This is a genomic window from Bacillus sp. GB_SG_008, from assembly GCF_052038115.1.
GTDB classification, from domain to species: domain Bacteria; phylum Bacillota; class Bacilli; order Bacillales; family Bacillaceae_G; genus Bacillus_A; species Bacillus_A rhizoplanae.
The window spans coordinates 424,855-447,989 of record NZ_JBPZSK010000002.1 but is presented as its reverse complement, the minus strand read 5'-3'; the positions used below and the strand labels follow the sequence as shown (position 1 = coordinate 447,989).

General features: G+C 37.6%; 26 protein-coding genes and 1 other annotated feature. Of the genes, 7 read left to right on the top strand and 19 right to left on the bottom strand.

The window, feature by feature from the left end:
* Window positions 1-371 precede the first annotated feature (371 nt).
* Window positions 372-1,010: a phosphatase PAP2 family protein gene (locus ACTDJC_RS07230; protein ID WP_440603002.1), complete on the top strand. Its 639-nt coding sequence runs from the start codon at window positions 372-374 to the stop codon at window positions 1,008-1,010.
* A gap of 107 nt (window positions 1,011-1,117) precedes the next feature.
* Here the strand turns inward: ACTDJC_RS07230 and ACTDJC_RS07225 are convergent, their stop codons facing one another.
* The 10 genes from ACTDJC_RS07225 to ACTDJC_RS07180 form a co-directional block, all read right to left on the bottom strand.
* Complete coding sequence (locus ACTDJC_RS07225) at window positions 1,118-2,131, bottom strand: PTS transporter subunit IIC (RefSeq protein WP_098308859.1); 1,014 nt, start codon at window positions 2,129-2,131, stop codon at window positions 1,118-1,120.
* Between the two features lie 20 nt (window positions 2,132-2,151).
* Complete coding sequence (locus ACTDJC_RS07220; RefSeq protein ID WP_098308861.1) at window positions 2,152-3,102, bottom strand: L-lactate dehydrogenase; 951 nt, start codon at window positions 3,100-3,102, stop codon at window positions 2,152-2,154.
* Window positions 3,103-3,333: 231 nt separating this feature from the next.
* Window positions 3,334-3,582 (bottom strand): spore coat protein, encoded by a 249-nt coding sequence (locus tag ACTDJC_RS07215; RefSeq protein WP_098308863.1) that lies wholly within the window; start codon window positions 3,580-3,582, stop codon window positions 3,334-3,336.
* Between the two features lie 13 nt (window positions 3,583-3,595).
* The gene (locus ACTDJC_RS07210; RefSeq protein WP_098308865.1) at window positions 3,596-3,781 is read right to left on the bottom strand and encodes a hypothetical protein; all 186 of its coding nucleotides are present in this window, start codon (window positions 3,779-3,781) and stop codon (window positions 3,596-3,598) included.
* Between the two features lie 111 nt (window positions 3,782-3,892).
* Window positions 3,893-4,468: a permease gene (locus tag ACTDJC_RS07205; RefSeq protein WP_253630798.1), complete on the bottom strand. Its 576-nt coding sequence runs from the start codon at window positions 4,466-4,468 to the stop codon at window positions 3,893-3,895.
* Window positions 4,469-4,567: 99 nt separating this feature from the next.
* The gene (locus ACTDJC_RS07200) at window positions 4,568-5,125 is read right to left on the bottom strand and encodes a TetR/AcrR family transcriptional regulator (RefSeq protein WP_253630799.1); all 558 of its coding nucleotides are present in this window, start codon (window positions 5,123-5,125) and stop codon (window positions 4,568-4,570) included.
* 3 nt (window positions 5,126-5,128) lie between these two features.
* Entirely contained in the window at window positions 5,129-5,851 is a 723-nt protein-coding gene (locus tag ACTDJC_RS07195) for an MBL fold metallo-hydrolase (RefSeq protein ID WP_253630800.1), read from the bottom strand.
* Between the two features lie 222 nt (window positions 5,852-6,073).
* Entirely contained in the window at window positions 6,074-7,858 is a 1,785-nt protein-coding gene (locus ACTDJC_RS07190; protein ID WP_098308873.1) for an acyl-CoA dehydrogenase family protein, read from the bottom strand.
* A 132-nt stretch (window positions 7,859-7,990) separates the two neighbouring features.
* Window positions 7,991-9,166, bottom strand: a complete 1,176-nt coding sequence (locus ACTDJC_RS07185; RefSeq protein ID WP_440603001.1) for an acetyl-CoA C-acetyltransferase — start codon at window positions 9,164-9,166, stop codon at window positions 7,991-7,993.
* 15 nt (window positions 9,167-9,181) lie between these two features.
* Window positions 9,182-11,563 (bottom strand): 3-hydroxyacyl-CoA dehydrogenase/enoyl-CoA hydratase family protein, encoded by a 2,382-nt coding sequence (locus ACTDJC_RS07180; protein ID WP_440603000.1) that lies wholly within the window; start codon window positions 11,561-11,563, stop codon window positions 9,182-9,184.
* 261 nt (window positions 11,564-11,824) lie between these two features.
* On the opposite strand from ACTDJC_RS07180, the gene ACTDJC_RS07175 reads away from it, so the two are divergent.
* Together ACTDJC_RS07175 and ACTDJC_RS07170 are read left to right on the top strand one after the other, a co-directional pair.
* A complete protein-coding gene (locus ACTDJC_RS07175; RefSeq protein ID WP_090916082.1) occupies window positions 11,825-11,971 on the top strand; it encodes a YuzL family protein in 147 nt (48 codons plus the stop codon).
* An 83-nt stretch (window positions 11,972-12,054) separates the two neighbouring features.
* A complete protein-coding gene (locus ACTDJC_RS07170) occupies window positions 12,055-12,894 on the top strand; it encodes a D-alanyl-D-alanine carboxypeptidase family protein (RefSeq protein WP_440602999.1) in 840 nt (279 codons plus the stop codon).
* 24 nt (window positions 12,895-12,918) lie between these two features.
* On the opposite strand, the gene ACTDJC_RS07165 is transcribed toward ACTDJC_RS07170, so the two are convergent.
* The 3 genes from ACTDJC_RS07165 to ACTDJC_RS07155 form a co-directional block, all read right to left on the bottom strand.
* Window positions 12,919-13,836, bottom strand: a complete 918-nt coding sequence (locus ACTDJC_RS07165) for a proline dehydrogenase family protein (protein ID WP_098308881.1) — start codon at window positions 13,834-13,836, stop codon at window positions 12,919-12,921.
* Between the two features lie 393 nt (window positions 13,837-14,229).
* Window positions 14,230-14,475: a YusU family protein gene (locus tag ACTDJC_RS07160; RefSeq protein ID WP_098308883.1), complete on the bottom strand. Its 246-nt coding sequence runs from the start codon at window positions 14,473-14,475 to the stop codon at window positions 14,230-14,232.
* A gap of 158 nt (window positions 14,476-14,633) precedes the next feature.
* Window positions 14,634-14,936 carry an MTH1187 family thiamine-binding protein gene (locus ACTDJC_RS07155; protein ID WP_090998954.1) on the bottom strand — a complete coding sequence of 101 codons (303 nt, stop codon included), beginning with the start codon at window positions 14,934-14,936 and terminating at the stop codon, window positions 14,634-14,636.
* A 354-nt stretch (window positions 14,937-15,290) separates the two neighbouring features.
* On the opposite strand from ACTDJC_RS07155, the gene ACTDJC_RS07150 reads away from it, so the two are divergent.
* On the top strand, window positions 15,291-15,920 hold the full coding sequence (locus ACTDJC_RS07150) for an adhesin (RefSeq protein WP_440602998.1): 630 nt from the start codon (window positions 15,291-15,293) through the stop codon (window positions 15,918-15,920).
* A 293-nt stretch (window positions 15,921-16,213) separates the two neighbouring features.
* Here ACTDJC_RS07150 and ACTDJC_RS07145 read toward each other — a convergent pair whose 3' ends face one another.
* Window positions 16,214-16,402, bottom strand: coding sequence for a hypothetical protein (locus ACTDJC_RS07145; RefSeq protein ID WP_440603062.1), 189 nt, complete (start codon window positions 16,400-16,402; stop codon window positions 16,214-16,216).
* Between the two features lie 52 nt (window positions 16,403-16,454).
* Here ACTDJC_RS07145 and ACTDJC_RS07140 point away from each other — a divergent pair, with 52 nt between their 5' ends.
* Window positions 16,455-17,213, top strand: a complete 759-nt coding sequence (locus ACTDJC_RS07140; protein WP_253630802.1) for a TrmB family transcriptional regulator — start codon at window positions 16,455-16,457, stop codon at window positions 17,211-17,213.
* A gap of 22 nt (window positions 17,214-17,235) precedes the next feature.
* Here the strand turns inward: ACTDJC_RS07140 and ACTDJC_RS07135 are convergent, their stop codons facing one another.
* From ACTDJC_RS07135 to ACTDJC_RS07120, 4 genes are all read right to left on the bottom strand, one after another.
* Entirely contained in the window at window positions 17,236-17,409 is a 174-nt protein-coding gene (locus ACTDJC_RS07135) for a hypothetical protein (RefSeq protein WP_253631215.1), read from the bottom strand.
* A 104-nt stretch (window positions 17,410-17,513) separates the two neighbouring features.
* Window positions 17,514-18,842, bottom strand: a complete 1,329-nt coding sequence (locus tag ACTDJC_RS07130) for an APC family permease (protein ID WP_440602997.1) — start codon at window positions 18,840-18,842, stop codon at window positions 17,514-17,516.
* Window positions 18,843-18,906: 64 nt separating this feature from the next.
* Window positions 18,907-19,144: a binding site (T-box leader), on the bottom strand.
* Window positions 19,145-19,393: 249 nt separating this feature from the next.
* A complete protein-coding gene (gene yidC / locus ACTDJC_RS07125; protein WP_440602996.1) occupies window positions 19,394-20,197 on the bottom strand; it encodes a membrane protein insertase YidC in 804 nt (267 codons plus the stop codon).
* Window positions 20,198-20,219: 22 nt separating this feature from the next.
* On the bottom strand, window positions 20,220-20,513 hold the full coding sequence (locus ACTDJC_RS07120) for a hypothetical protein (RefSeq protein ID WP_440602995.1): 294 nt from the start codon (window positions 20,511-20,513) through the stop codon (window positions 20,220-20,222).
* Between the two features lie 205 nt (window positions 20,514-20,718).
* Here ACTDJC_RS07120 and ACTDJC_RS07115 point away from each other — a divergent pair, with 205 nt between their 5' ends.
* A complete protein-coding gene (locus ACTDJC_RS07115; RefSeq protein ID WP_440602994.1) occupies window positions 20,719-21,612 on the top strand; it encodes a YitT family protein in 894 nt (297 codons plus the stop codon).
* 331 nt (window positions 21,613-21,943) lie between these two features.
* Window positions 21,944-22,321, top strand: a complete 378-nt coding sequence (locus ACTDJC_RS07110) for a DUF3938 domain-containing protein (RefSeq protein WP_440602993.1) — start codon at window positions 21,944-21,946, stop codon at window positions 22,319-22,321.
* Between the two features lie 84 nt (window positions 22,322-22,405).
* Here ACTDJC_RS07110 and ACTDJC_RS07105 read toward each other — a convergent pair whose 3' ends face one another.
* Entirely contained in the window at window positions 22,406-23,020 is a 615-nt protein-coding gene (locus ACTDJC_RS07105) for a DedA family protein (protein ID WP_440602992.1), read from the bottom strand.
* Window positions 23,021-23,135: the final 115 nt, after the last annotated feature.

Genomic DNA, 23,135 nt, shown 5'->3' with positions numbered 1-23,135 from the left:
TAATCAAACATTTATTTAATGGCAATTCTCTCTTATTGAAAATGCAAATGGGCTATATCTTAACTTTAGAATATACTATAGTAAAAACGCTTTAATGAAAATCGATAGCTCGTTTATATTTTTCTATTATAATTTTCCATCAGTGCGGGGGTCTTACTGCCCGTTAATGCGGGATAAACTCGAACATACCTCTTAAACAAACTTTTGTTTACTGACAGCTTCTCTTTATCAAAAATACAAATGAATAATATCGTCATCTTACAATATGATATAGTGAAAACGCTTTAATGAAAATTGATAGCTCATTTACATTTTTTCTATTTATAATTTCTCAAGTTTTATCTCATTACATTAGAAATAGGAGAACCGCTATGGAGAATAATCAACGTTCATCCTTTCTTCCATTATGTTATATATTGCTACTCATACTTGTAGGTCTTCTTTATGACGTGCTCAATCAATCAACAGTAGGTGCTGTGAATGTAACAACAAAAATAGACGCATGGATTCCTTTTACAAAAGAATTTATCGTTCCATACTTACTTTGGTTTCCCTATCTATACGGTACTCTAATTTATTACTGCTTTGCTGACCGAAAGCTCTACTACGTTACATTAAGTAGTGTTATATTAGGTGACCTTCTTTCTTTTAGCATTTATTATATGTGGCAAACAACGGTAACACGTCCTGAAGTGATTGGCAATGATGTGTTTGCTAATTTAGTTCGCTTTATTTACAGTATCGATCAACCTGTAAATTGTTTTCCTAGCATTCACGTGCTCACAACATTTGTCATTATGATTACAGCATATAAGAGAAAAAAGCAAAACAAATGGGAATATGGTCTATTAACATTTGTTGGCGCACTCATTATTTTATCTACTTTGTTTACAAAACAGCACGCCTTTATAGATGTAATAACAGGCATCGTAGTAGCAAGCTTTCTTTATGCTGCTATGCAATCTGTATTTGAATTACGTAAACAAAAGGTTAAAGCCCCTGCTGGATGATCGTATAATCTATAAAAACAAAAGCAGACTGCGGCTTCAGTCTGCTTTTCTCTATGTAAAAGGAGCTTTTCAAATTGGTATATTATATGTCACACTCTTACTAATCTTTAAGATTGCGGTACAGTCATGTCGCCAGGTTTAATACGACCTGCTTTTTTCAAAATCATATACAGTATATAAGAAACAGCTACTGGAATTATGATATAAGTAATTACCATCGCTGGAACAACACTTAATCCTTTGCTTGAAATTAAGTTAATTGGTGCGATTAAAGAACTAAGTCCAAGACCCGCAATTTCTTTCCCCGCTGTCATTTGGAATACAAGCGCCGATACAGGACCTACAATTGCACTGGCGACAACAGTTGGTACAAGAATCATCGGGTTCTTAGTAATATTCGGAAGCTGTACTTTCGGTGTACAAAGGGCTTGTGCCAAAATACCGCCTAAATTATTTTCTTTCGCAGAGATAACAGCGAATCCGATAAATTGAGCGACGCATCCTGCAAGTGCAGCACCGCCTGCTACGCCGTCTAGGCTAAGGGCAATCGCTAAAGCTGCTGATGACGCTGGAGAAATTAATAATAAACCCCAAACAACTGAAAGTAAAATAGAAGCAATAAACGGACTGCCTGCTGAGCTATCTTTAATAAATGCTCCAACCGCATTTAAAACCGGGCTAATATTGTGGGATAACCAAATACCAACTAAACCTGAACCTAATATTGCAGCAAACGGAACAAGCATCATATCTAAAGCAGTTTTTCCGCTTAATCGTTTACCGATATAAACTGCTAGTGTTGCTGTTAATAACGCACCAATTGGTTCACCAGTTTTAATCATCAAGCCGGCTGCAGTAATCGAAATTGATCCAGCTCCAATCGCTCCTGCAACCATCGCTGAGAAAATGACAAGTCCATTTGCTCCAAGCATAAAAGCGATTCCTGCTCCAATTGCTGGTGCCATAAGTGATTTTGCAACAACTCCAATTGTAATTAACATAGGAATATCAGCAATTCTTCCTATATTTTCGATGAGCAAACCAATTCCAAGAGATACGAAAATACCTTGTGCAATTCCTGCAGATCCTTTGAATATACGAGGCATGATATATTCCTTCATCTGTTTCACCTTCTTCTAGTTTAGTAACCGATTGTTTTCATGTAGTCGCGTAAAATGTCATTTGATTTTGCAAATCGGCTTTCTTCAGCTTCTGTTAAGTTCAGTTCGACAAGTTCTTTTATACCATCTCTTGTAATGATAGCTGGTACACCTGTGGAAATTTCATACTCACCATATTCACCGTCTAAAACGGCTGATACAGCAATAATACAGTGATCATCATTAAAAATAGAACGTGCAATATAAGCTAACGCATTCCCAATACCGTAATAAGTAGTTCCTTTCCGTTTATAAATTTCCCAACCAGCTTTTGCTGTTTTTTCCACAACTTCATCTAAATCAATTTCACCTAGACGCTCTTTTTGCTCCTCTAAAATTTGCAAGACAGGCTTTCCACCTACTGTTACATGTGACCAAGCAACCATTTGTGAATCGCCATGCTCACCTAATGAGTAACCGTGAATGCTACGAGGGTCAACTTCCAGCATTTCAGATAAAATTGTTCTTAAACGAGAAGAATCTAGTGATGTCCCAGTACCAAGGACGCGATTTCTTGGCAAACCTGATAATTTCCAAACTTGATAAGTAATAATATCAACTGGGTTTGATGCGATTAGGAAGATGCCATCAAATCCGCTCTCCATTACACTTGATACGATACTCTCCATAATTTTCGCACTTGCCCCTAAAGTATCAAGGCGACTTTGACCTGGCTTTGGAGCAGGTCCCGCTGTAATAATAACAATATCCATATCTTTGCAGTCTTCATAAGTTCCTGCATATACTTTTGTTCTTGTATTTGTAAAATTAATGCAGTGTGATAAATCCATTGCTTCGCCGACTGCTCGTTCATGATTCAGATCAATTAACGCTAATTCTTCACAGATTCCTTGATTCACAATAGAATACGCACAGCTTGATCCAACTAATCCAGTACCAATAATCGCAATCTTTCTTGTGTTTCTATTCATGACAATCTCACCTGCTTCTTAGTGTAATTTTCTTTGTGCTGTGTTCTTTACACTTTTTATTATAGAAGTTTTTACCATGGAAACCATGTACAATTTGTGAAATATATCACAAATAATATGGACGTTTTATGTCCCCTTGCATATAATTTCGACAAAGTCACGAACTTTTTACTTTCACAAAAAAACAGGTAACGTCTCAATCACGTCACCCGTTTTAAAAAATTTCTTTTCTTATTGTGCACTTAATTGATTCTTCAACTGCTGAACAATCGTTGGATTAGCAGGAGCTGCTGGTTGATAATAATTCTTTTGTTTTGCGAATTGATACAGATTACGTTGACGCATTTCGTCTTGATTACGAATTTGAATTAACGTTTGATATAATTGATCGTTATTCGTTTGAGCAATGTAATTCGCATAGCCTGTTAAACTTGCATTTAATTCAGCTAAATAATCATTTACCATATCTTTTTCATTCATGTTCTTTACCCCCCTATCCTAGAAAAGACATTAATTGTTGTTTCGTATTTTGTGCATCTTGCACATCTTTTTGCAGCATCTGCTTCAGCTGCGGATCCGTACATGCTTGTGCATACTCTTGTAATTTGTTAATAACTGTTGCATGCCCGCCAATAAGATGACGTAAATTCTCCACTTCAAGCTCGTTTAAATTTTGCATCGTAACAGCCTTCCTTTCTTTGTTCATTCAAGATTTAGTATCTATTTATTTTTAGATTGTATGCACTAAAAAAACCTTAGGATCGCTTCTAAGGTTCCCTCTTATTCATACTCAAGCCGCAAAGCCAACTACATCTGTAATTAACGAAAGAATTAATAACACAACTACTACACCGCCGGCTACTCTTGCTATAGATTTCTTTTGTTGCTCTACACTCGAAACAACATATCGAAAGTATGATATACTACCTAATGCAATAAGAATACATTCCAATGCGATACTAATAGCTGGAAATCGCCACAACTCAAAACCAAGCATAGGTAAGTCTCCGAAATTCCCTGGAAGTAATGGCAAATCAGCACGATGCACAAGTAAATCAAGGATCCAATGACTAAAAACTACCGCTCCAATAACAAAGCCACTTCGTCTTCCCCAAAACTTCATACCCACTATTCCTGCAAAAAAGGCAATACACAGTGCTCCTATTAAAGAGTGTGAATAATCCGCATGAATCACTGCTTCACCATAGCCATTACCACCAATAGGCTCTATTGTCTCTACTCCTAAAACATAAAGCGGCACAAAGATCACGTCCAATAGTTGTGTGCTTAACATGAGAGCCCAAAGCGGTATTTTCGGTGACTTTGCCTTCACTGCTGCAGCTAAGCCAAAATGTCCTGCAAACATTTCACTTCACATCCTTTTGCACTTTCATCTCTAACAAGCCGCAACCTACTGTAAAAAGAAGCATGAACAGCAAAAAATTCATGTTTTCTCTCCCCTTATTTATTCTTTTATTACATGTAGCCCTTTAATAAACGTTTCCAGTAATAAATGTAAACTCACATCTAAATCCAGCGGCAATCCAAATCCACCTTGCTGTTCAATCGACGCAAATCCGTGACAAATACTTCTTAATCCACGCGTCGCATGGAGTGCTTTTTCACCCTCTAAACCATAGTGTTGTAAAACATGAAGGCAAAGCTCTACAATTCCATCTCCTGCTTGTTGTACTTCTTCATCTCGTAAAAAAGTTGCTTCATACAATCCAGGATGTTTTCGGACAAACGACACGTACGCTTCTCCTAATGCATGAATTGCTTCATCCATACTTTTACCCTCTACCGCCTCTTTCAGCTCCTCATGCAGCTGCTCTATTCCATAAACACCAAGGTTTTTTCGTACGTCTTGTAAACCTTTCACATGATTATATAGAGAGGGAGAGCGTATCCCTAGCCTTTGCGATAATGACGCTAATGTTACTTCTTGCATTCCGTTTACATCTGCGATTTCTGCTGCTGTATCGATGATTTTCTGTAATGTAAGCCCTATTCTCGGTGACATAAATTAACCTTCTTTCATGCTTTCTATATTTCGCTTTGCTTCCTCAATCGCACGGTCTATTGCCGCGGCTGGATCCTTTATCATTTTTCCATGTCCTGCTGCAAGTAAGGAAGACCCATATTCTCTTAATCTCTCTGCACTCTGTAATGCTACTTCTTTACTCCACGTTGCCATCGCAGGAAACGGGAACCAAAATTTCATTTGTCCTGAAACGGCAGTGCCTCCTCTTGTTTGAAATGCATCTCCGACAATAAGAGTGTTATTTCGCGTATCAAGAAACGACATGGAACCTGGTGTATGTCCCGGTGTCATAATCGCAAGAAGCGATCCAATTCGATCTCCATCTTCTAATAAAACATCTGGTCTTGTCTTTACTTTTTTAGGTACACCGCCTTTTATTGGCGTATTTGGTTCATCTCTTTGTAATGTCGTATCTCCTTCTAACAAACGTGCGTCCCGCTTTGAAATATAAACAGGAACATCAGGAAGTACTTCTTTTAATGCATCTAGCGCACCAATGTGATCATCATGTGCATGTGTTAATACAATATTAGTAATCGGCTTTCCGATTTTTTGAGCTGCTTGTAAAATGCCTTTTGCGCTATATGGCAGCGCCGCATCAATTAAAGTTAAACCGTCTTCTTCCTCCACAAAGTAACAATTCACAGGAAACACTCTTGGCAAAAATGACAATTGATATACCGTTTTCTCATGCATCATTCTCATATTTCCAGCTCCCTTTTAAAAACTAATGATGTTAGTTTTATTATACTAATGGTATTAGTTTTTGTCACTGAAAATTCCATTTTTGGGCAAAAAAAAGGCAGGAGTCGCTCAACGATTCGCATGTTGAACATCATCGAAACGCCGATAAATATACTACTTCCGCCGATATATCGATGAACACGAAAAAAGGAGCCGCTCTAAACGACTCCTGCTTTTTACATATTAAACTGTATAACGCTCATCCTCTAACACTTTCGCCGCAATTTCACGTTTCTTCGGAATTACGTTAAGCGGTGTGTGACGAGTAAATTTACGAAGCGCAGATAACATCATGCGCAGCATATCGCCATTTTCTACAGCGATAATTGTTTCTTTCGCATCTGCTTCGATTTGATTGAATGCTTCTTGGCAGAATACTTCAGTGTATAGAACTTTTTGTTTGTTTTTCTCAAGGCCAGTTGTTTTAATTGCTTTTTCTGTACGAAGAACTACTGATTCCATTGCGTATAGGTTGCTTACGATATCAGCGATATTCACAAGAACTTCTTGTTCTTTATCTAAAGCTTTACCATACTTTTGAACAGCTAATCCAGCTACCATTAAGCCGATTTTCTTCGCATTCTTCACTAAATGTTTTTGCAGTGCTAATGGCTCATCGCCTACTTCTTCCGGCATCATCATCATTAATTCTTCTTGTAGTTTTTGTGCTTTTTCGAGAAGTGGTAATTCACCTTTCATTGCTTTACGCAGGAACGTACCTGGTACGATTAAGCGGTTAATTTCATTCGTACCTTCGAAAATACGGTTAATACGAGAATCGCGGTACATTCTTTCAATCTCGTACTCTGCCATAAATCCGTAACCACCATGAATTTGAACACCTTCATCTACTACGTAATCTAATACTTCAGAACCAAATACTTTATTTAAAGAACACTCAATTGCATATTCAGCAATAGAAGCTGCTACAGCTTTACCGTCTTTTACTTCTTCTTCTGATAATGTACTCATACGGCTTTCAAATAAACCAACTGTACGATATACAGAGCTTTCCGCTGCATAAATTTTTGCTGCCATATTTGCAAGCTTCTCTTGAATTAACGGGAAGCGAGCAATTGGCTGCTTAAACTGCTGACGTTGATTTGCATATTGTGCTGAAATTTCTAAAGCACGTTTAGCCGAACCAACTGTACCAACACCTAATTTATAACGGCCGATATTTAAAATGTTAAATGCGATTACGTGACCTTTCCCAATTTCACCAAGCACATTTTCTTTTGGCACTAATGCGTCTTCTAAAATTAACGTACGAGTAGAAGAACATTTAATACCCATTTTCTTTTCTTCCGGGCTTGTGGATACGCCAGCGTATTCTCTCTCTACGATAAACGCTGTGAAATGTTCGCCATCTACTTTTGCGTATACAATGAATACGTCAGCGAAAGCAGAGTTTGTAATCCACTGTTTTTCACCGTTTAATACATAGTGTGTACCTTCCGCATTTAAACGAGCCGTTGTTTTTGCTCCTAATGCATCAGATCCAGAACCTGGTTCAGTTAATGCGTACGCAGCTAACTTTTCGCCTGTTGCTAATGCAGGAAGATATTGTTTCTTTTGCCCCTCGTTACCAAATAATACGATTGGCAACGATCCAATCCCTACGTGAGCACCGTGCGTAATCGCAAAGCCGCCCGCACGCGAAAATTTTTCTGCAATTAACGCAGAGCTAACTTTATCAAGGCCAATGCCGCCGTACTCTTCTGGTACATCAGCACCTAATAATCCAAGCTCACCTGCTTCTTTTAATAAACGAACGGAACGATCAAACTCATGCTGCTCTAAATATTCAAGCTCTGGCAGTACTTCATTTACGATAAAGTCCTCTGTCGTTTTCGCGATCATTTTATGCTCATCTGTATAATCTTCAGGTGTAAACACTTGATCAATTGTAAAATCATCAACTAAAAAGCTGCCGCCTTTTACTGCACTTCCTACTATTTTTTCCATGAAAAATTTCCTCCTTCATATTTTCATAGGCTGCTTCTCTTGTTGTGAGAGAAGCTAGCCCTCCTTTGTTTGTTTTTATACCCTTTAGTCGCTTCCATTTTGAAATGCTATCTATTTATAGTGATTTCGCTTTTACAATAATTCAAACACTCCAGCAGCACCCATTCCGCCACCAATACACATTGTCACGATGCCGAACTGCTCATTACGGCGCTTCATTTCATGAATAAGAGATAATGTTAATTTCGCTCCTGTACATCCAAGTGGATGTCCAAGTGCAATCGCTCCGCCGTTTACGTTTACTTTTTCCTCATCTAGTCCAAGTTCGCGAATAACTTGAATCGATTGAGAAGCGAATGCTTCATTTAGTTCAAATAAGCCGATATCAGATAGTTCTAAGCCTGCTAATTTTAACGCTTTTGGAATCGCTGCAATTGGACCGATTCCCATTACTTCTGGCGGTACACCAGCTACTGCGAAGGAGCGGAATTTTCCAAGCGGCTTTAGTCCGTCGCTTACTGCTTTTTCACGATCCATCAGTAGTACTGCTGCTGCGCCATCGCTCAGTTGCGAAGAATTGCCAGCTGTTACTGAACCGCGCACGTTAAATGCTGGTCGTAGTTTCCCAAGAATATCTAACGTCGTATCTGCTCTTACACCTTCATCTTGTGAGAACACAATTGTTTCTTCTTGTAATTTGTTATTTACCGAAACAGTGCGAAGTGTTACATCCACCGGTACTGTTTCATCCACAAACTTTCCTTCCGCTAATGCTTTTGCTGCACGCTGATGGCTTCTTACTGCAAATGCATCTTGCTCTTCACGGGAAATTCCATATTTCACTGCTACTTGCTCCGCTGTATGTCCCATGCTCATATAATATTCTGGAGCTGCTTCAACAAGACGGTTGTTCGGGCGAACAACGTGTCCCATCATCGGCACTAAACTCATAGATTCAGCGCCGCCAGATAATACTGCTTCCGAATGCCCAAGCATAATACGCTCTGCACCAAAAGCAATACTTTGCAGTCCAGAAGAACAGTAACGGTTAATTGTAATAGCCGGAACATTATAAGAAAGTCCTGCTAATCCACCAATATTACGCGCCATATTTAAACCTTGCTCTGCTTCTGGCGTCGCACAGCCAAAAATTAAATCATCAATTGGACCGTCATAGTTATTCGCACGTTTTAATGTTTCTTTTACAACTAATGCCCCTAAATCATCAGGACGTACTGTTTTTAATGATCCTCTCTTCGCTTTCCCAACTGGCGTTCTTGCCCCTGCAACAATAACAGCTTCTCTCATGAACACTCGTCCTCCTTAGTTACGTAATGGTTTTCCTTTTACAAGCATGTGCTGCATTCTTGCTTGTGATTTCATTTCGCTCACTAAACTGATAAATGCTTCGCGTTCCACATCTAATAAATATTGTTCATCAACTTCTGTTCCATATGGGATTTTTCCACCAGCAATGACATATGCGAGTTTTTTCGCAATGTGTAAGTCATGTTCGGAAATATAGCCAGATAAGTGCATTGCTTCTGCCCCAAGCACGAGCGTTGCATATCCTGTTTCACCGACAACTGGGATCTTTTTACGAATTGGTGCTTTATAGCCCGCTTCATATAAAGCAAGTGCCTTTTGTTTTGCATCATATAGTAAGTGATCGCCATTGACGCTAATACCATCTTTATCGCCTAAGAAGTTATGAGAAGCTGCTTCTTGTGCAGATGTTGAAACTTTCGCCATCGCTACTGTTTCAAACACTTTATTTGCAACTTTTTGCAGGTCAAACTCAACACCGTTTGCCATTTTATTCAAATGTTTAATGTATAACTCTTTGTTACCGCCTCCGCCAGGGATTAAACCAACACCGACTTCTACTAATCCCATGTACGTTTCACTAGACGCTTGAATGCTAGCTGCCGGTAAGCAAACCTCTGTACCGCCGCCAAGTGTCATCCCATAAGGCGCTGCCACGACTGGTTTTGAGCAGTACTTCATTTTCATCATTGCATCTTGGAAGTTTCTCACGACCCACTCAATTTCAAAATAATTGTCATCTTGCGCTTCCATTAAAATCATCGCAAGGTTCGCACCAACGCAGAAATTCTTCGATTGGTTTCCAATGACAAGTCCTTTATAATTCTTTTCAACTTCATCGACAGCGTAATTAATCATTTGCGTAATATCCATACCGATTGCGTTGCTCTTTGAATGGAATTCTAAGCAAAGGATGCCATCGCCTAAATCAATAAGGCTCGCACCGCTATTTTTCTTCAGTACGCCATTTTTCTCTTTCAGTTGTTTTAGAGAAATTGCCTTTTTATTACGAACGATTTGTTTATATTCACCGTTATCATAGTAATAGCTCTCACCATTATCATGTTTATAGAACGATGTAATGCCTTTCTCGATCATTTCTTTTACCCAAGCTGGAACAACTTGACCGTCTTCCTCCATTTTCTGAACGGACTTCTCAACGCCAATTGCATCCCAAATTTCAAATGGTCCTTGCTCCCAGCCAAAGCCCCATTTCATTGCATTATCAATTGCAACAATATCATCAGCAATTTCTTTCATAAGCTTTGCTGAATATAGAAGAGTTGGCGTAATAATGTTCCATAACAATTCGCCAGCGCGGTCTTTTGCGTATACAAGCGCTTTCAATTTGTTTGCTAATCCTTTTTCCTGTTTACTTAATTCAACAGAAGCCGCGTTCAAATTTTTACGAGCCTCGTATTCCATCGTTTCAGGATTTAACTCTAAAATCTCTTTTCCTTGTTTTAAGAAGAAGCCTTGACCTGTCTTACTTCCAAGCCATTTTCGTTCTAACATGTCGTGCATGAAAGCTGGCACTTTGAAGACTTCACGCTCTTCTTCTTGTACGTTTTCATATACGTTATTTGCAACGTGAACAAACGTATCTAATCCGACAACATCTAATGTGCGGAACGTTGCACTTTTCGGACGACCAATTAACGGACCTGTTACTGAATCTACTTCGCCAATGCTATAACCGCGTTTTAGCATTTCTTGCAGCGTTACAAGCAGTCCGTACGTACCGATGCGGTTTCCAATAAAGTTTGGTGTGTCTTTTGCAACAACAACACCTTTTCCAAGTCCATCTTCGCCAAATAATTTCATGAAGTCTAACACATGAGGAGCCGTTTCTTTTGTCGGTATAATCTCAAGAAGTTTTAAATAACGTGGAGGGTTAAAAAAGTGCGTTCCCAAGAAGTGTTTTTTGAAATCGTCTGAACGCCCTTCTACCATTTTTTCAACGGAAATACCCGATGTATTTGAGCTAACAATAGAACCTAACTTGCGAACAGCGTCTATTTTCGCAAATACTTTCTTTTTAATTTCCAAATTTTCAACAACAACTTCGATAATCCAATCAACGTCAGCAAGGCGTTCCATATCATCTTCCATATTGCCAGCTTCAATTAACGTTAAGTTTTCTTTCATTGTAAGAGGAGCTGGTTTTTGCTTTAACAATTTTTGCAGCGCTCCGTTACTGAAACGATTTCGTACACTTTTATGTTCTAATGTAAGTCCCTTCGCTTCTTCCTCTTTTGTAAGCGTTGGCGGTACAATATCAAGCAATAATGTCGGTATACCGATGTTAGCTAAATGCGCAGCAATTCCAGAACCCATTACACCAGAACCAAGAACTGCAGCCTTTTTAATTTGGAACATCCAATTCTCCCCCTTATTCTTGAATGAATGCTCATTCAATTTTTCGACAAACGTCGCAATCTATGAATGAGCCTCTACTAATAAATATATGATATTGTTTAAATTTTCGCAATATATTTAAAGATAAAATTTTCTGAACTTATTTCTTTTTTATATTTTGGGCATGATATGTAGTGAACTTCCTTTCTTAAAACACCTTCTCCTAAAAAGGTTAGTTACACTTTAAAAATCCATAAAATTGATCACACGGAGGCATAACTTATGGCTAAAATTAAGAAAAACCCATCAAAAGCAGGTATTAGTTCTACAAGCGTAACAGGAAATGCTGGTCCAGTTGATCGCGGCATCGAAAAAGGCCGACAAGGAAACAATCAGCAATATAAAAAACAAAACATGGGTGAAAAATAAGAGTACAACTATAGGCAGCGAACGTGGCATAATGAAAAATAGGCTATATCGCTGCCTATTCCATACATAAAAGAGGGTACAGAATGAAACGAACGATTACACTACTTGTTATTACTGCTACATTATTTATTGCGATGATCTTTTCCTTATATGCGCACAGACAAAAAGTAGCCAGAGCTGCCCAGCCTGATATATACGGAAAGTACGGCGTGACAATTGATGCAAATACAGGAGAAGTTTTATATGGAAAACGTGAACATGAACGCTCCTACCCAGCAAGTGTAACGAAAATGATGACTGCTCTTCTTCTACTAGAAAATGTAAAAGAAGATGAAGAAATTACCGTTACAGAACATGCAATAAAAACAGAAATCCAAAGTAAAAAAATTACACTACATGCTGGAGAAAAGCTAAAGCGCGATGAGGCATTAAAGTTGATGCTTGTTATTAGCGCCGATCCAATCGCTGAATCGATCGCAGAACATATCGCCGGTTCCAAAGAAAAATTCGCAAAAATGATGAATGAACGAGCAAAACAGCTCGGAGCGACACATACAACGTTTAAAAACGCAAGCGGGGCTGATGCGCTTGGAAATAAAATTTCACCATATGATTTAGCACTTATTACAAAAAAAGTATTAAAGTATCCAGAAGTCTTACAAGATATGAATACCATTCATACAACTATACATACATCCATGCAAACGAAAAAAATCGCAAACTATGGACGTGAAGAACTGTACGCTGATCCACATGCGATTGGAAGCAAAAGCGGTCTTTCTACATTAGCAGAATATACAGTCGCTACAGTAGATGAGAAAGACGGGAAAAGGGTTATTACCGTTGTCCTCTCTTCTGGCCGCAAAACACTGTACCCTGATGCAAAAAAGATGGCAGACTATGCTTTTGAACAATTAAAATAACCAAGGAAGTTTAAACTTCCTTGGTTATTTTTTAACCATTCCTTTTAATACGAATGCTACGTTAGCTGGACGTTCTGCTAAGCGACGCATGAAGTAGCCGTACCAGTCGTTTCCATATGGTACATACACGCGCATTTTATATCCTTCTTTCACAAGCTCAAGTTGACGCTCTGTACGAATGCCGAATAACATTTGGAATTCAAACTGATCACGAGAAATGTTGTATTCTTCAGCAAGTTTTTTTGTATATTCAATAATTGCATCATCATGTGAAGCGATTGCTGTATAATTACCATTTAATAAGTGCGTTCTAATAATCTTTTTATAATTGTCATCTACATCTTTCTTCTCTGGGAATGCAACTTCTTCAGACTCTTTATACGCCCCTTTTACAAGACGTAAATTTGGATGATACGCATTCAAATCATCTATATCTTTCTCTGTTCGATATAAATACGCTTGAATTACTGTACCAACATTATCATATTCTTCTCTTAATTTCATGAAGATATCAATTGTTTTTCCGCAACGTGAATAATCTTCCATATCAATTGTTACAAACACACCGTTTTCTTTCGCTGCATCTAAAATACGGCGCATATTGTTCATAACTAAATTTTCTGAGATATCTAAACCCATAGAAGTCATTTTTAATGAAAGCTGAGAATCTAGCTTTTCGCGACCGATTGCACGAATCGCTTCAATCGATTCATCCGCCATTTCATTTGCCTCTGCTTCGTTATCAACAAATTCCCCTAAATAGTCGATCGTAACGCAAAGGTTTTGTTTGTTTAAATCTTTAATTGCAGCTACTGCTAAATCAATTGTTTCCCCCGCAACAAAGCGTCCTGCTCCAAAACGTAAACCGTATTTTTTCGCTAGTTTTGTTAACGCTTTATTTTTTGATAAAAACAAGAAAGAATTACGCATTAATTGTTCCATGTATTTCACCCCTATGACTGTACTTTGTCTGTTTTTTACCCCTCTTCTAAATTATATCATTGTTTAAAATTATTTGATACAAATAATTATTTAGATAATTAACATAATAATACAAGAATGTATGTATAATTGAATTTTAAAAGGAAAAATACGAAATAAAATTTTTTCGACATACAGAAATTTCGGGGGGGTGGGTAACAATATAGTAAAATGCCTTCTTCAAAAAATAATTTCGACAAATGCTTTTTAACATCTTCTCCTCTCTATAAACACTCCTTCCATTTCATATAAAAAGTGGTATACAGATAAACAAACATTATATAAAAATAACTCATATGCCTATTCATCAAAAATAAGAAAAGACCACTTATACAAGTAGCCTTTTCCTATTTTTCACTTATTTTGTCTATGCTCATCATTTCGCTTTTTAATTTCTGTAATTAACTTTACCATCTCTTCTTTTGCATCTGGATACGTTTCATTCCAATGCTTTACAAGAGCTGGCATCGTTTTAGCAATATACGAATATAACGCCCATTTCTCAACCTTTTGTTTATATTCTTCGTTGCTCTCTCCTAATAATAGCTCTGTATACTTCTGTAGCAAGCCGTCAAACTGTTCTTGAAATTTGTCACTCATCCCTCTAGCTCCCTTCTCATTTCTTCATATTTGATAGTAAATAAATTTAAAGATAGAAACAATTTTCTTGTCCTACTTTTTTAAGTCATATTAAAAAAGAAGCAGCCTTATTTCGCTGCTTCTCCTATTCGGGCAGTAAAATCCCGATTAGTTCCACTCTATAACTTCGACTGTACAGACTGTAACTTCTTCTCCATGGAGCTGACTTTATCACGGCGGTCATCAACACGAATATTTGTTGCTACGCGACCTGCGCCTTTAGAAAATGGAACTTCATGCATTTGTTGAATGACTTCAAATAACACCGGAAGTTCTCCTTCAATAATTGTATTCATTGGTGTTAATTGATACTTCACGCGATCTGCATTTTTCTCAAGTACTTTTTGTATTTCCGCTACATACTCACTTACACTTGTAGTGCCTGTTCCAACTGGAATAATGGTAACATCAACAATTGCCATTTCTGTTCACCTCTTCTGTAGATTCTTTACTATTGTACAAAATTTTCTCCATAACTAAAAATATATCGGCGCTTTTCACGATATATCGGCGGAAGTACGGCATTTATCGGCGCTTCGACACAACATATCGACCTTCCGACAATATACGACAGAAACTCACCTAAAAAAATGGCTGCTCGTAAAAGCCCGATTGGTTCAACTAACCATCAGTGGGGGATGCCCCCACTGATGGAAGTTTTACTTTATTTTCCCAGAATATGCTTATCTACCGTAACTCTTTTCTGTCCGCCCTGCATATATTGATATGACTTCTGCAAGAAATCGCATTTTCGCAACTTTGAAAGGAAGTGGATTATGAAACGTTTATTTATTACCTTATTATTAGCAGGAAGTCTTCTGCTAGGAACAACAGCGTGTGAGAAAGAGAAAGACAAACCAACTTCTTCTCCTCCAGTTGAAAAGCCAGTTCCACCAGAACAAATACCAGCCCCAGCTCCTACCCCAAACCCACAACCTGCTCCTCAACCGGGCCAACCTAATCCACATCAACCAGCACAAGCTGAGACAACTCGAACTATCCAAGAATATGTTTCCACTTTTAACCGTCTTGGAAAGCCATCCGGATATAACTTAGGAAATGTTAAGCTATTCACAGAGGATCAAGCAACTGTTACGTACAATGGAACATTCAGCAATGGTTTAGGATTTGGCATGACAATTTATAAATCTAACGGCAATATCGGTGCTGTTGCTGTTGTCGGTTCAGATGCTTCTGAACAAGACACTTCAGCCTTTTATGCAACGGTAGGTCTTGTTATTTTGAGTTTAGACCCTTCTCTTGGTCAGCAAGGTGTTATGTCTATTTTAGAACAACTTGGATTAACTGATCGTACATCTCATCAATATACAACACAAGCTATTGGCGGGACATTAATGGTAACAGAAAGTAACGGCATCCTCACATTCCAAGCTGTCCATAATTAAATATGAAAAGAGTTACAATCTCAATATATCGGTGTTTTTCACGATATATCGGCGGAAGTGGGGCATTTATCGGCGCTTCGACACAACATAAAGTGAAACTTCCATCAGTGACGCTTTTCTCACTGATGGTTAGTTGAACCAATCGGGCTTTTACGGGCAGTATTCTTCCCCGCTCTTCCCCAGCCTTTACTGCCCGTTAATGCGGGATATCGACCTTCCGACAATATACGACATGAATACGCCCCAAAAAACATTCAAAAATGGCTGTCGGGAAAATCCCGACAGCCTAAAGTTCAATTTTCTATTTTAAACTGTTCTACTCGCTTTTCCAAATCGCTCATTTCTACTATTAATTGCTTCATCGTTCCTGACACTTTTTCTAAATGAGATACCTGTGTTTCTGCCGCTGCATTAACTTCTTCTGATATAGCTGCCGCTTCTGTTTCAATCACAAGAGAAGAAGCTTCTTCCCTTGTATTCACGAAGAGAGTTCCTTATTCTTAAGAAAGAAGAAATTTTCGTTCAGGAGGAACTATGTTACAAAGATTCGGTTTTTCACAATATGAAAGTCAAGCATACGAAGTCCTCGTTTCAAGCGAAGAGCCGCTTGATGCAACGAGCATCGTGAAGTATTCTGGTGTTCCGAAAGCAAAGATATACGAAGTATTGGCACGTCTTATTGATAAAGGCATGGTGATGGATTCTGTTTCTGAAAAGAAAAAACTATATATCGCCTTGCCGCTGCAGCTTGCTATCGAAAAGTTAACCGCAGAATTTCAATCAAATATTGAAGAGTTACAAAACAACGTATCGAAAAAAATATATACAGATGACCGTGTTTGGAGCTTAAAAATACAGTCTTCTATTCATGCGCAAAGTAAACAACTTGTGCAGGAAGCAAAGAAATCCATCCGTATGTCTGCATGGAATGATACGTTCCTAGAATATATGCCGTTATTAGAAGAGAAGAAAAAGCAAGGTGTAGAGATAGAAGCACTTGTTGTAGGGAATCTTGATACAACACTAGAACAAATTCACCTTCTCATCCCAACAGAAGAACATGATGCACTTGAACGCTTTTTACTCATCATTATCGATGATCATGAAATTTTATTTGCAGGTGTTGAGCAAAACTCATGGCAAGCAATGAAAACAATGTCTCAGCCATTCGTTAAATTTTTCACAGAATTTTTCTATCATGACGTTGCCCTTGCGAAAATTACAGAAAAGCATCATGATTTATTTATGAACGATGAGGAAATTCGAAGCATATTAATGAAATTACGTTATTAAAAAAACGGACATGTATTCCCACTCATGTCCGTTCTTCATTTTGATTCTTTATATCCGATAACAACGAAATAATTTGTTCATTTTGTTTTATTTGTTCTTCTGAGTTTATATAAATAAAACGAATCCATCGAAACACAAAGGCAAGCAATGCAAGTGGTGCAATCATAAAGATAAATTCGACAACAGACGTTAACACTGTAAACACCTCCTTTTAACAACATATTCCACAATCTCTTTCAACATCCTTGCACAAAAAAATAGGCATCTCCAAAAGATGCCTATTTCAAAATTCATTATCGACTAACTTACCTTTTTCTTATTCAAATTTGCCTCTTTCTTATTCAAATACCAATACACTGGTAATCCAGTTAATACGATACCAATTGACAAGAAACAACTGATTGGATCATTAATAATCGCACTTCCAATTACAAAGAATGATCCTAAAATTGCTATGATTGGTACGATTGGATATAAGGGAACACTATATTCACGCTTTTGTCCTGCATTACGTTTTCGTAAAATGAATACACCGATAAATGTCATCACATAGAAAATATAAATAATAAATACGGAAATCTCGGACAATTTATTCGGGTCACTTACAATCATTAAAATAATACCAAGTAGAATCTCTACAAAAATTGCATTTGCTGGCGTTTTAAACTTATCATTAATTTTCGCAATAAATTTTGAAAACGGTAGCTGACCAAGTTCTGCCATTGATACTGGAATGCGTGGGAATGTTAAAATTTTTCCATTTAAACATCCGAAAATTGAAACGATAACCCCAATACTAATCAATTTCCCACCGTATTCACCTAATAACATTTCAGCCGCTTTCGCTGTTGCATTCTCACTAAGTGCAACAATTTGCGGAGCTGGTAACACTTTTAATAATGCCATATTAATCAACACATACGCTGCTGTTACTACAAGGATTCCAATTGTCAGCGCTTTTGGCAACAGCTTTGTTGGATTTTTCATTTCACCGCCGATAGATGCTAGTAAAATCCAACCATCATATGCAAATAATGTTGCCAAAATTGCCATCCCAATACTTTGATTTGCGGACGCTGGTACAACGACGTTAAATATATCGCTGTCCCCTTTCCAAAACCCCATCACAATAATAAGTACAACCGGGATCATTTTCCCAACTGTTGTCACAGTTTGAACAATACCCCCATACTTTGTTCCAACACTATTTACAGCACCAAGAAATACAACTGTTCCAATCGCGATTGGTAAATTCCACACTTTATCAATATGGAAAAAGTTTAAAACTAACGAACTAAAATACAATCCTAATGTTCCAATAATTGCTGGTCCATATACAAGTGTTTGCATCCATCCAGATAAATAACCCCAAAATCTTCCGTAAATCTCTTCTAAATACGTATACAAGCCACCATTTTTCGGAATTTGCGCCCCAATTTCTGCAACAGTTAAACCACTTGCTAAGGTCAAAATCCCCCCTACTACCCAAGCAAAGATTGCCATGTTAGAACTTCCTGCGTAATCCAGTACCTTACCTGGCTTCATAAATACCCCAGAGCCGATAATTGTTCCGACAACGATTGATAATGCGACTGTTAGGCCAATTTTATTTTTGTCATCGTGATGCATACTGCGTCTCCTCCCTCTAATCCTAGTTTGATCTAAATAAAATAAAAAAACACTCCTCCCTAAAAAAAGGGACGAGTGTTTGATTCGCGGTTCCACCCTTGTTCCAATTGACACGAAGACACAAAGCGCCAATTGCTCAAGTTTCAGATAACGGCTGTTGCCGGCAAACAATTACTAGATGTTCGTTCACTGCTGCAGTTCAAAGGTGGTAAACTATTCTTTCGTATTAGGAAGCTCACAGCCTCAGGCTTCCCTCTCTGAGAATCGTAAAAAATAGATCATGTCCTTATCAATACTTTTGTCGAATGTTGTTGTTACTGTTCATTATATTGAATTTTTGAAAAAATGCAAGAGTGTTTTATATTACACACACAAATTATATCGGTATAATATAACAGATACAAAGTTCCTCTCTATTAACCTCCAAGCCCCTTCATATTCAAGCCGATAACAAGTGGTCATTACATTCATGCATCAATTTCGTATATCGAAATCACAAAAATAGACAGTGCTCTCACAAGCACTGTCTTATTTATAAAACTAAATTTTTCTTATGCCCCTTGCCCTTGCACTTGTACATCTTCACGATCCATGACTTTCCTCAATACTATAGTTTGAATCACAGTAAATAGGTTACTTGTAATCCAGTACAAGACAAGTCCTGATGGTGCAGCTGATCCCATAAATAAAATCATTGCCGGCATTATAAACTGCTGGACTTTTAATACTTGATTTTGAGCTTGTTCTCCTGTCATATTAGACTGAAATACTTTCATTTGCAGGAATGTTGACATAGCAGCAAGGACAGGTAAAATGTGATAAGGATCTGCATGTCCTAAATTTACCCATAAGAAAGAAGATGAACGAATCTCTTCCGTGTGACTAATTGCATAGTACAATCCTGAGAAGACCGGCATTTGCAGCAGCAACGGTAAACAACCCATCAGCGGGTTTACACCGTCCTCTCTCATTAAAGTCATCATTTCTTGTTGATATTGCTTTTGTTTTTCCGGATTCTTCGTCGTATCGCCATACTTTTCCTTCAATTTCTGAATCTTTGGCTGCATTTTTTTCGTTTTTAATTGGCTGCGATATTGCGTAATCGTCAGCGGCAGTAATATCGTACGAACTACAATCGTAATAATGATAATGGCAATCCCAAAGCTATGATTCGGCAAATGGTGCGCCACAAACTGCAGCATAACAGAAATTGGATATACAATAAAGTGATTCCAAAATCCTGGACTATTCGCATCAACTGGTCCTGCATTTGCATTCGCATTACTACAACCAGATAAAACAACAACAAGTAATAAAGATAAACTTACGAGCCAAGCTCGGTATGATTTAAACATATATATATTCCTCCAATGTTTCTTAATTCGTTAGCGAAACATTGGTTATATACGGACCTACATCGTCACTCTCTCCGCTTGCTTCTTGCCTGCGAACTGAGTGGGCCATTCCATGTTTATAAAAGATAGAGAAAAGTAAGCTATTCCCTATATGATCCTCACATGTTTCAACGACTGCGAAAGCTTTCTGTCTACCTCTATATGTTTGCTGACGCACAAAACGTGAAACATTAGTGAGAAATAAGACTTCTAATAAACAAAGTGCCGTTGTTACAACAGATATACATAACACTGCATCTTGAAATAGGAATTCCATCTCTTCACATCCTTATGACAGGATTATATCATACTGTTTCAACATGTAAATTCCTTATATTTTACATATTCATGTTTTTATTCATACACTTAAATTGTAAAAATTTTATAAAATTTTCGTATAATAATAAAACTATTGCCAGTACTTAAAAAAAGCATTATTCTCTTCTTGTAATTAAAAACGAATATGGAGATGAAAACAGACTATGGGCCAACTAGGAGACGCCGATTACGTTCCCGATACCGCCTTTTTATCATTCCCAGCCGCAAAAACATTGCATCTAGAATTCATCATTCAACTTGTTGTTATTTCAGTTGCTTCAATTCTCTATGCAGTTTCAATGAATATGTTTTTTATTCCACACCACATGATTAGTGGCGGCTTTGCTGGCGTTGGGATGATTATCGGTTACTTAATGCACTACAGCATTGGTGCACTCATCTTTTTATTAAACATTCCACTACTCTTTCTTAGCTATTTTTATTTAGGAAAGAAAACAACTTTTTTAACAGCATACTTTCTTGCTGCATCGACTCTTGCAATGAATATCATTTCAGTTCATCAACTTTCTGAGGATGTTTTGTTGTCTTCTGTTTTTGGTGGTGTACTTTGCGGAGCTGCAACGGGAATCATTTTCCGTTTTGCCTCTTCAACAGGTGGATTCGATATTATTGGATTAATTGTAGCAAAACATAGGGATATTTCCATTGGATCCATTACTTTTGGCTTTAACCTTATTCTACTTGCAGTCGGTGGTTTTATTTTTGGATGGGATATTACACTTTACACACTTATCAGCCGATTTGTTGTAAGTAAAGTCATCGATTCTATTCATACAAAGCACATTAAATTAACGGTGATGACCGTTACAGAAAAAGGAAGTGCCATTAAAAAAGCATTACTACAAAACGGGATTCGCGGTGTAACAATGGTTGATGCTGTCGGTGGATATACAGATCATGAGAAAAAAGTGATTTACACAATTGTTACACGCTATGAATTAGGAGAAATTAAACGTCTAATCCGCCACGTTGATAGCCATGCTTTTATTAACATTACAGAAACAGTAGAAGTGGTTGGACGATTTAAACGTATATAACAAAACGCAAGGAGGAAATCCTTGCGTTTTTATTTGCATATAAAAGAGTTCCGTAAAAGCCCGATTTGTTCAACTAACCATCAGTGGGGGATGAACCCCCCCACTGATGGAAGTTTCACTTTATGATATCGAAGGAAATGGAATGATGTTTATAGCTATTTGAAACATCAAAAACTAGAAATATCAGATAATTATTTTTATTCAAATCTAAAACATGTTATACTATGTATATATCATAAAAGTAGATAATAACTATATCTTCTTATTTAATTTCTATTAATTAAAATTCAGGTCCTCCTGTTCAAATGATGATGATGAAGGAGATGAACGTATGAACAAACAATTTAGATTTATAATCGCAACATTATTTGCCGTAGCAGGCGGTCTCGTATGCTTTTGGACAAATACTCATACTGGTGAAAATTTATATATGAATGGAATCGATTCTATTGTAAGCGCTTCAATTTTAGGTTCGTTTACTTTCTTTCTTTTCAATCCGGAAGAAAACGCAAGAAAAACAACACTTTTAACGATGATTGGAATTGTCGGCGGTTGTATCTCATTTTCCACAACAACTTATGATTTACCTCTGCAACTTAGTACAGCGTTCTTCCATGGTCTTTGGACTTGGTTTATCGCATTTTGCTTAGCGGATATCTTTGATTTACTACAAGATGAAAGTCATGTTCAAATGGAAAGTAATTCATAATAAAAAAGAAGGCGGTCTCTGAAATGCGCCCTTTGTAAAGGGTACATTTCAGAGACCGCCTTTTTCGACATAGAATGGACATTTTTAATTTACTGTTTGAGCAAACACACGTTTAATTTGTTTACGGAATCCTACCGCTGCACCTGCTGCCACGACCACAACAACACCGATAATAATCTTTCCAATATGGCCTTCAACTGCTCTAAATATATTATCTAAGTTTCCACCTAACCAATAACCGCCCACTAAGAAGAATGATACCCAAAGCAATGCTCCAGAATAAATCGTCATCGCGAAGCGGCGAAATGGTAAATTAATAATTCCCGCAAAGTACCCTGTAAAATGACGCACACCAGGAATAAAGAAACCAATAAAGATTAAAAAATAACCGTACTTATCAAACCATTTATTCGTTAAATCAATTTTACGCTGCGTTAAAAAGACATATTTTCCGTACTTTTGTATAAATGGCATCCCAAGCTTGTTTCCGACAAAGTACTGAATTGTCATACCTACACTTGTTCCTACAAAAGATAAAAAGATTAGCGGCACTAGATGTAGCTCACCGGTATGTGCCAAATACCCTGCATACGCTAATGTTGGCTCTCCCGGAAACGGAAATGCAATATACTCTAGCATCAATCCAATAAGTACAACATAGTATGCATGCTGTTGAAATAAGTCGTGAATCCATTCCATCTCTCGCTCTCCTTTTCTTATTGATACCCATTCTTCTAGCACGTACTGATTTTGTATCTTTATTGTATAAAAACCTTGTCGAAACTACTATCGCAATGGCTTACAATAAGATTAC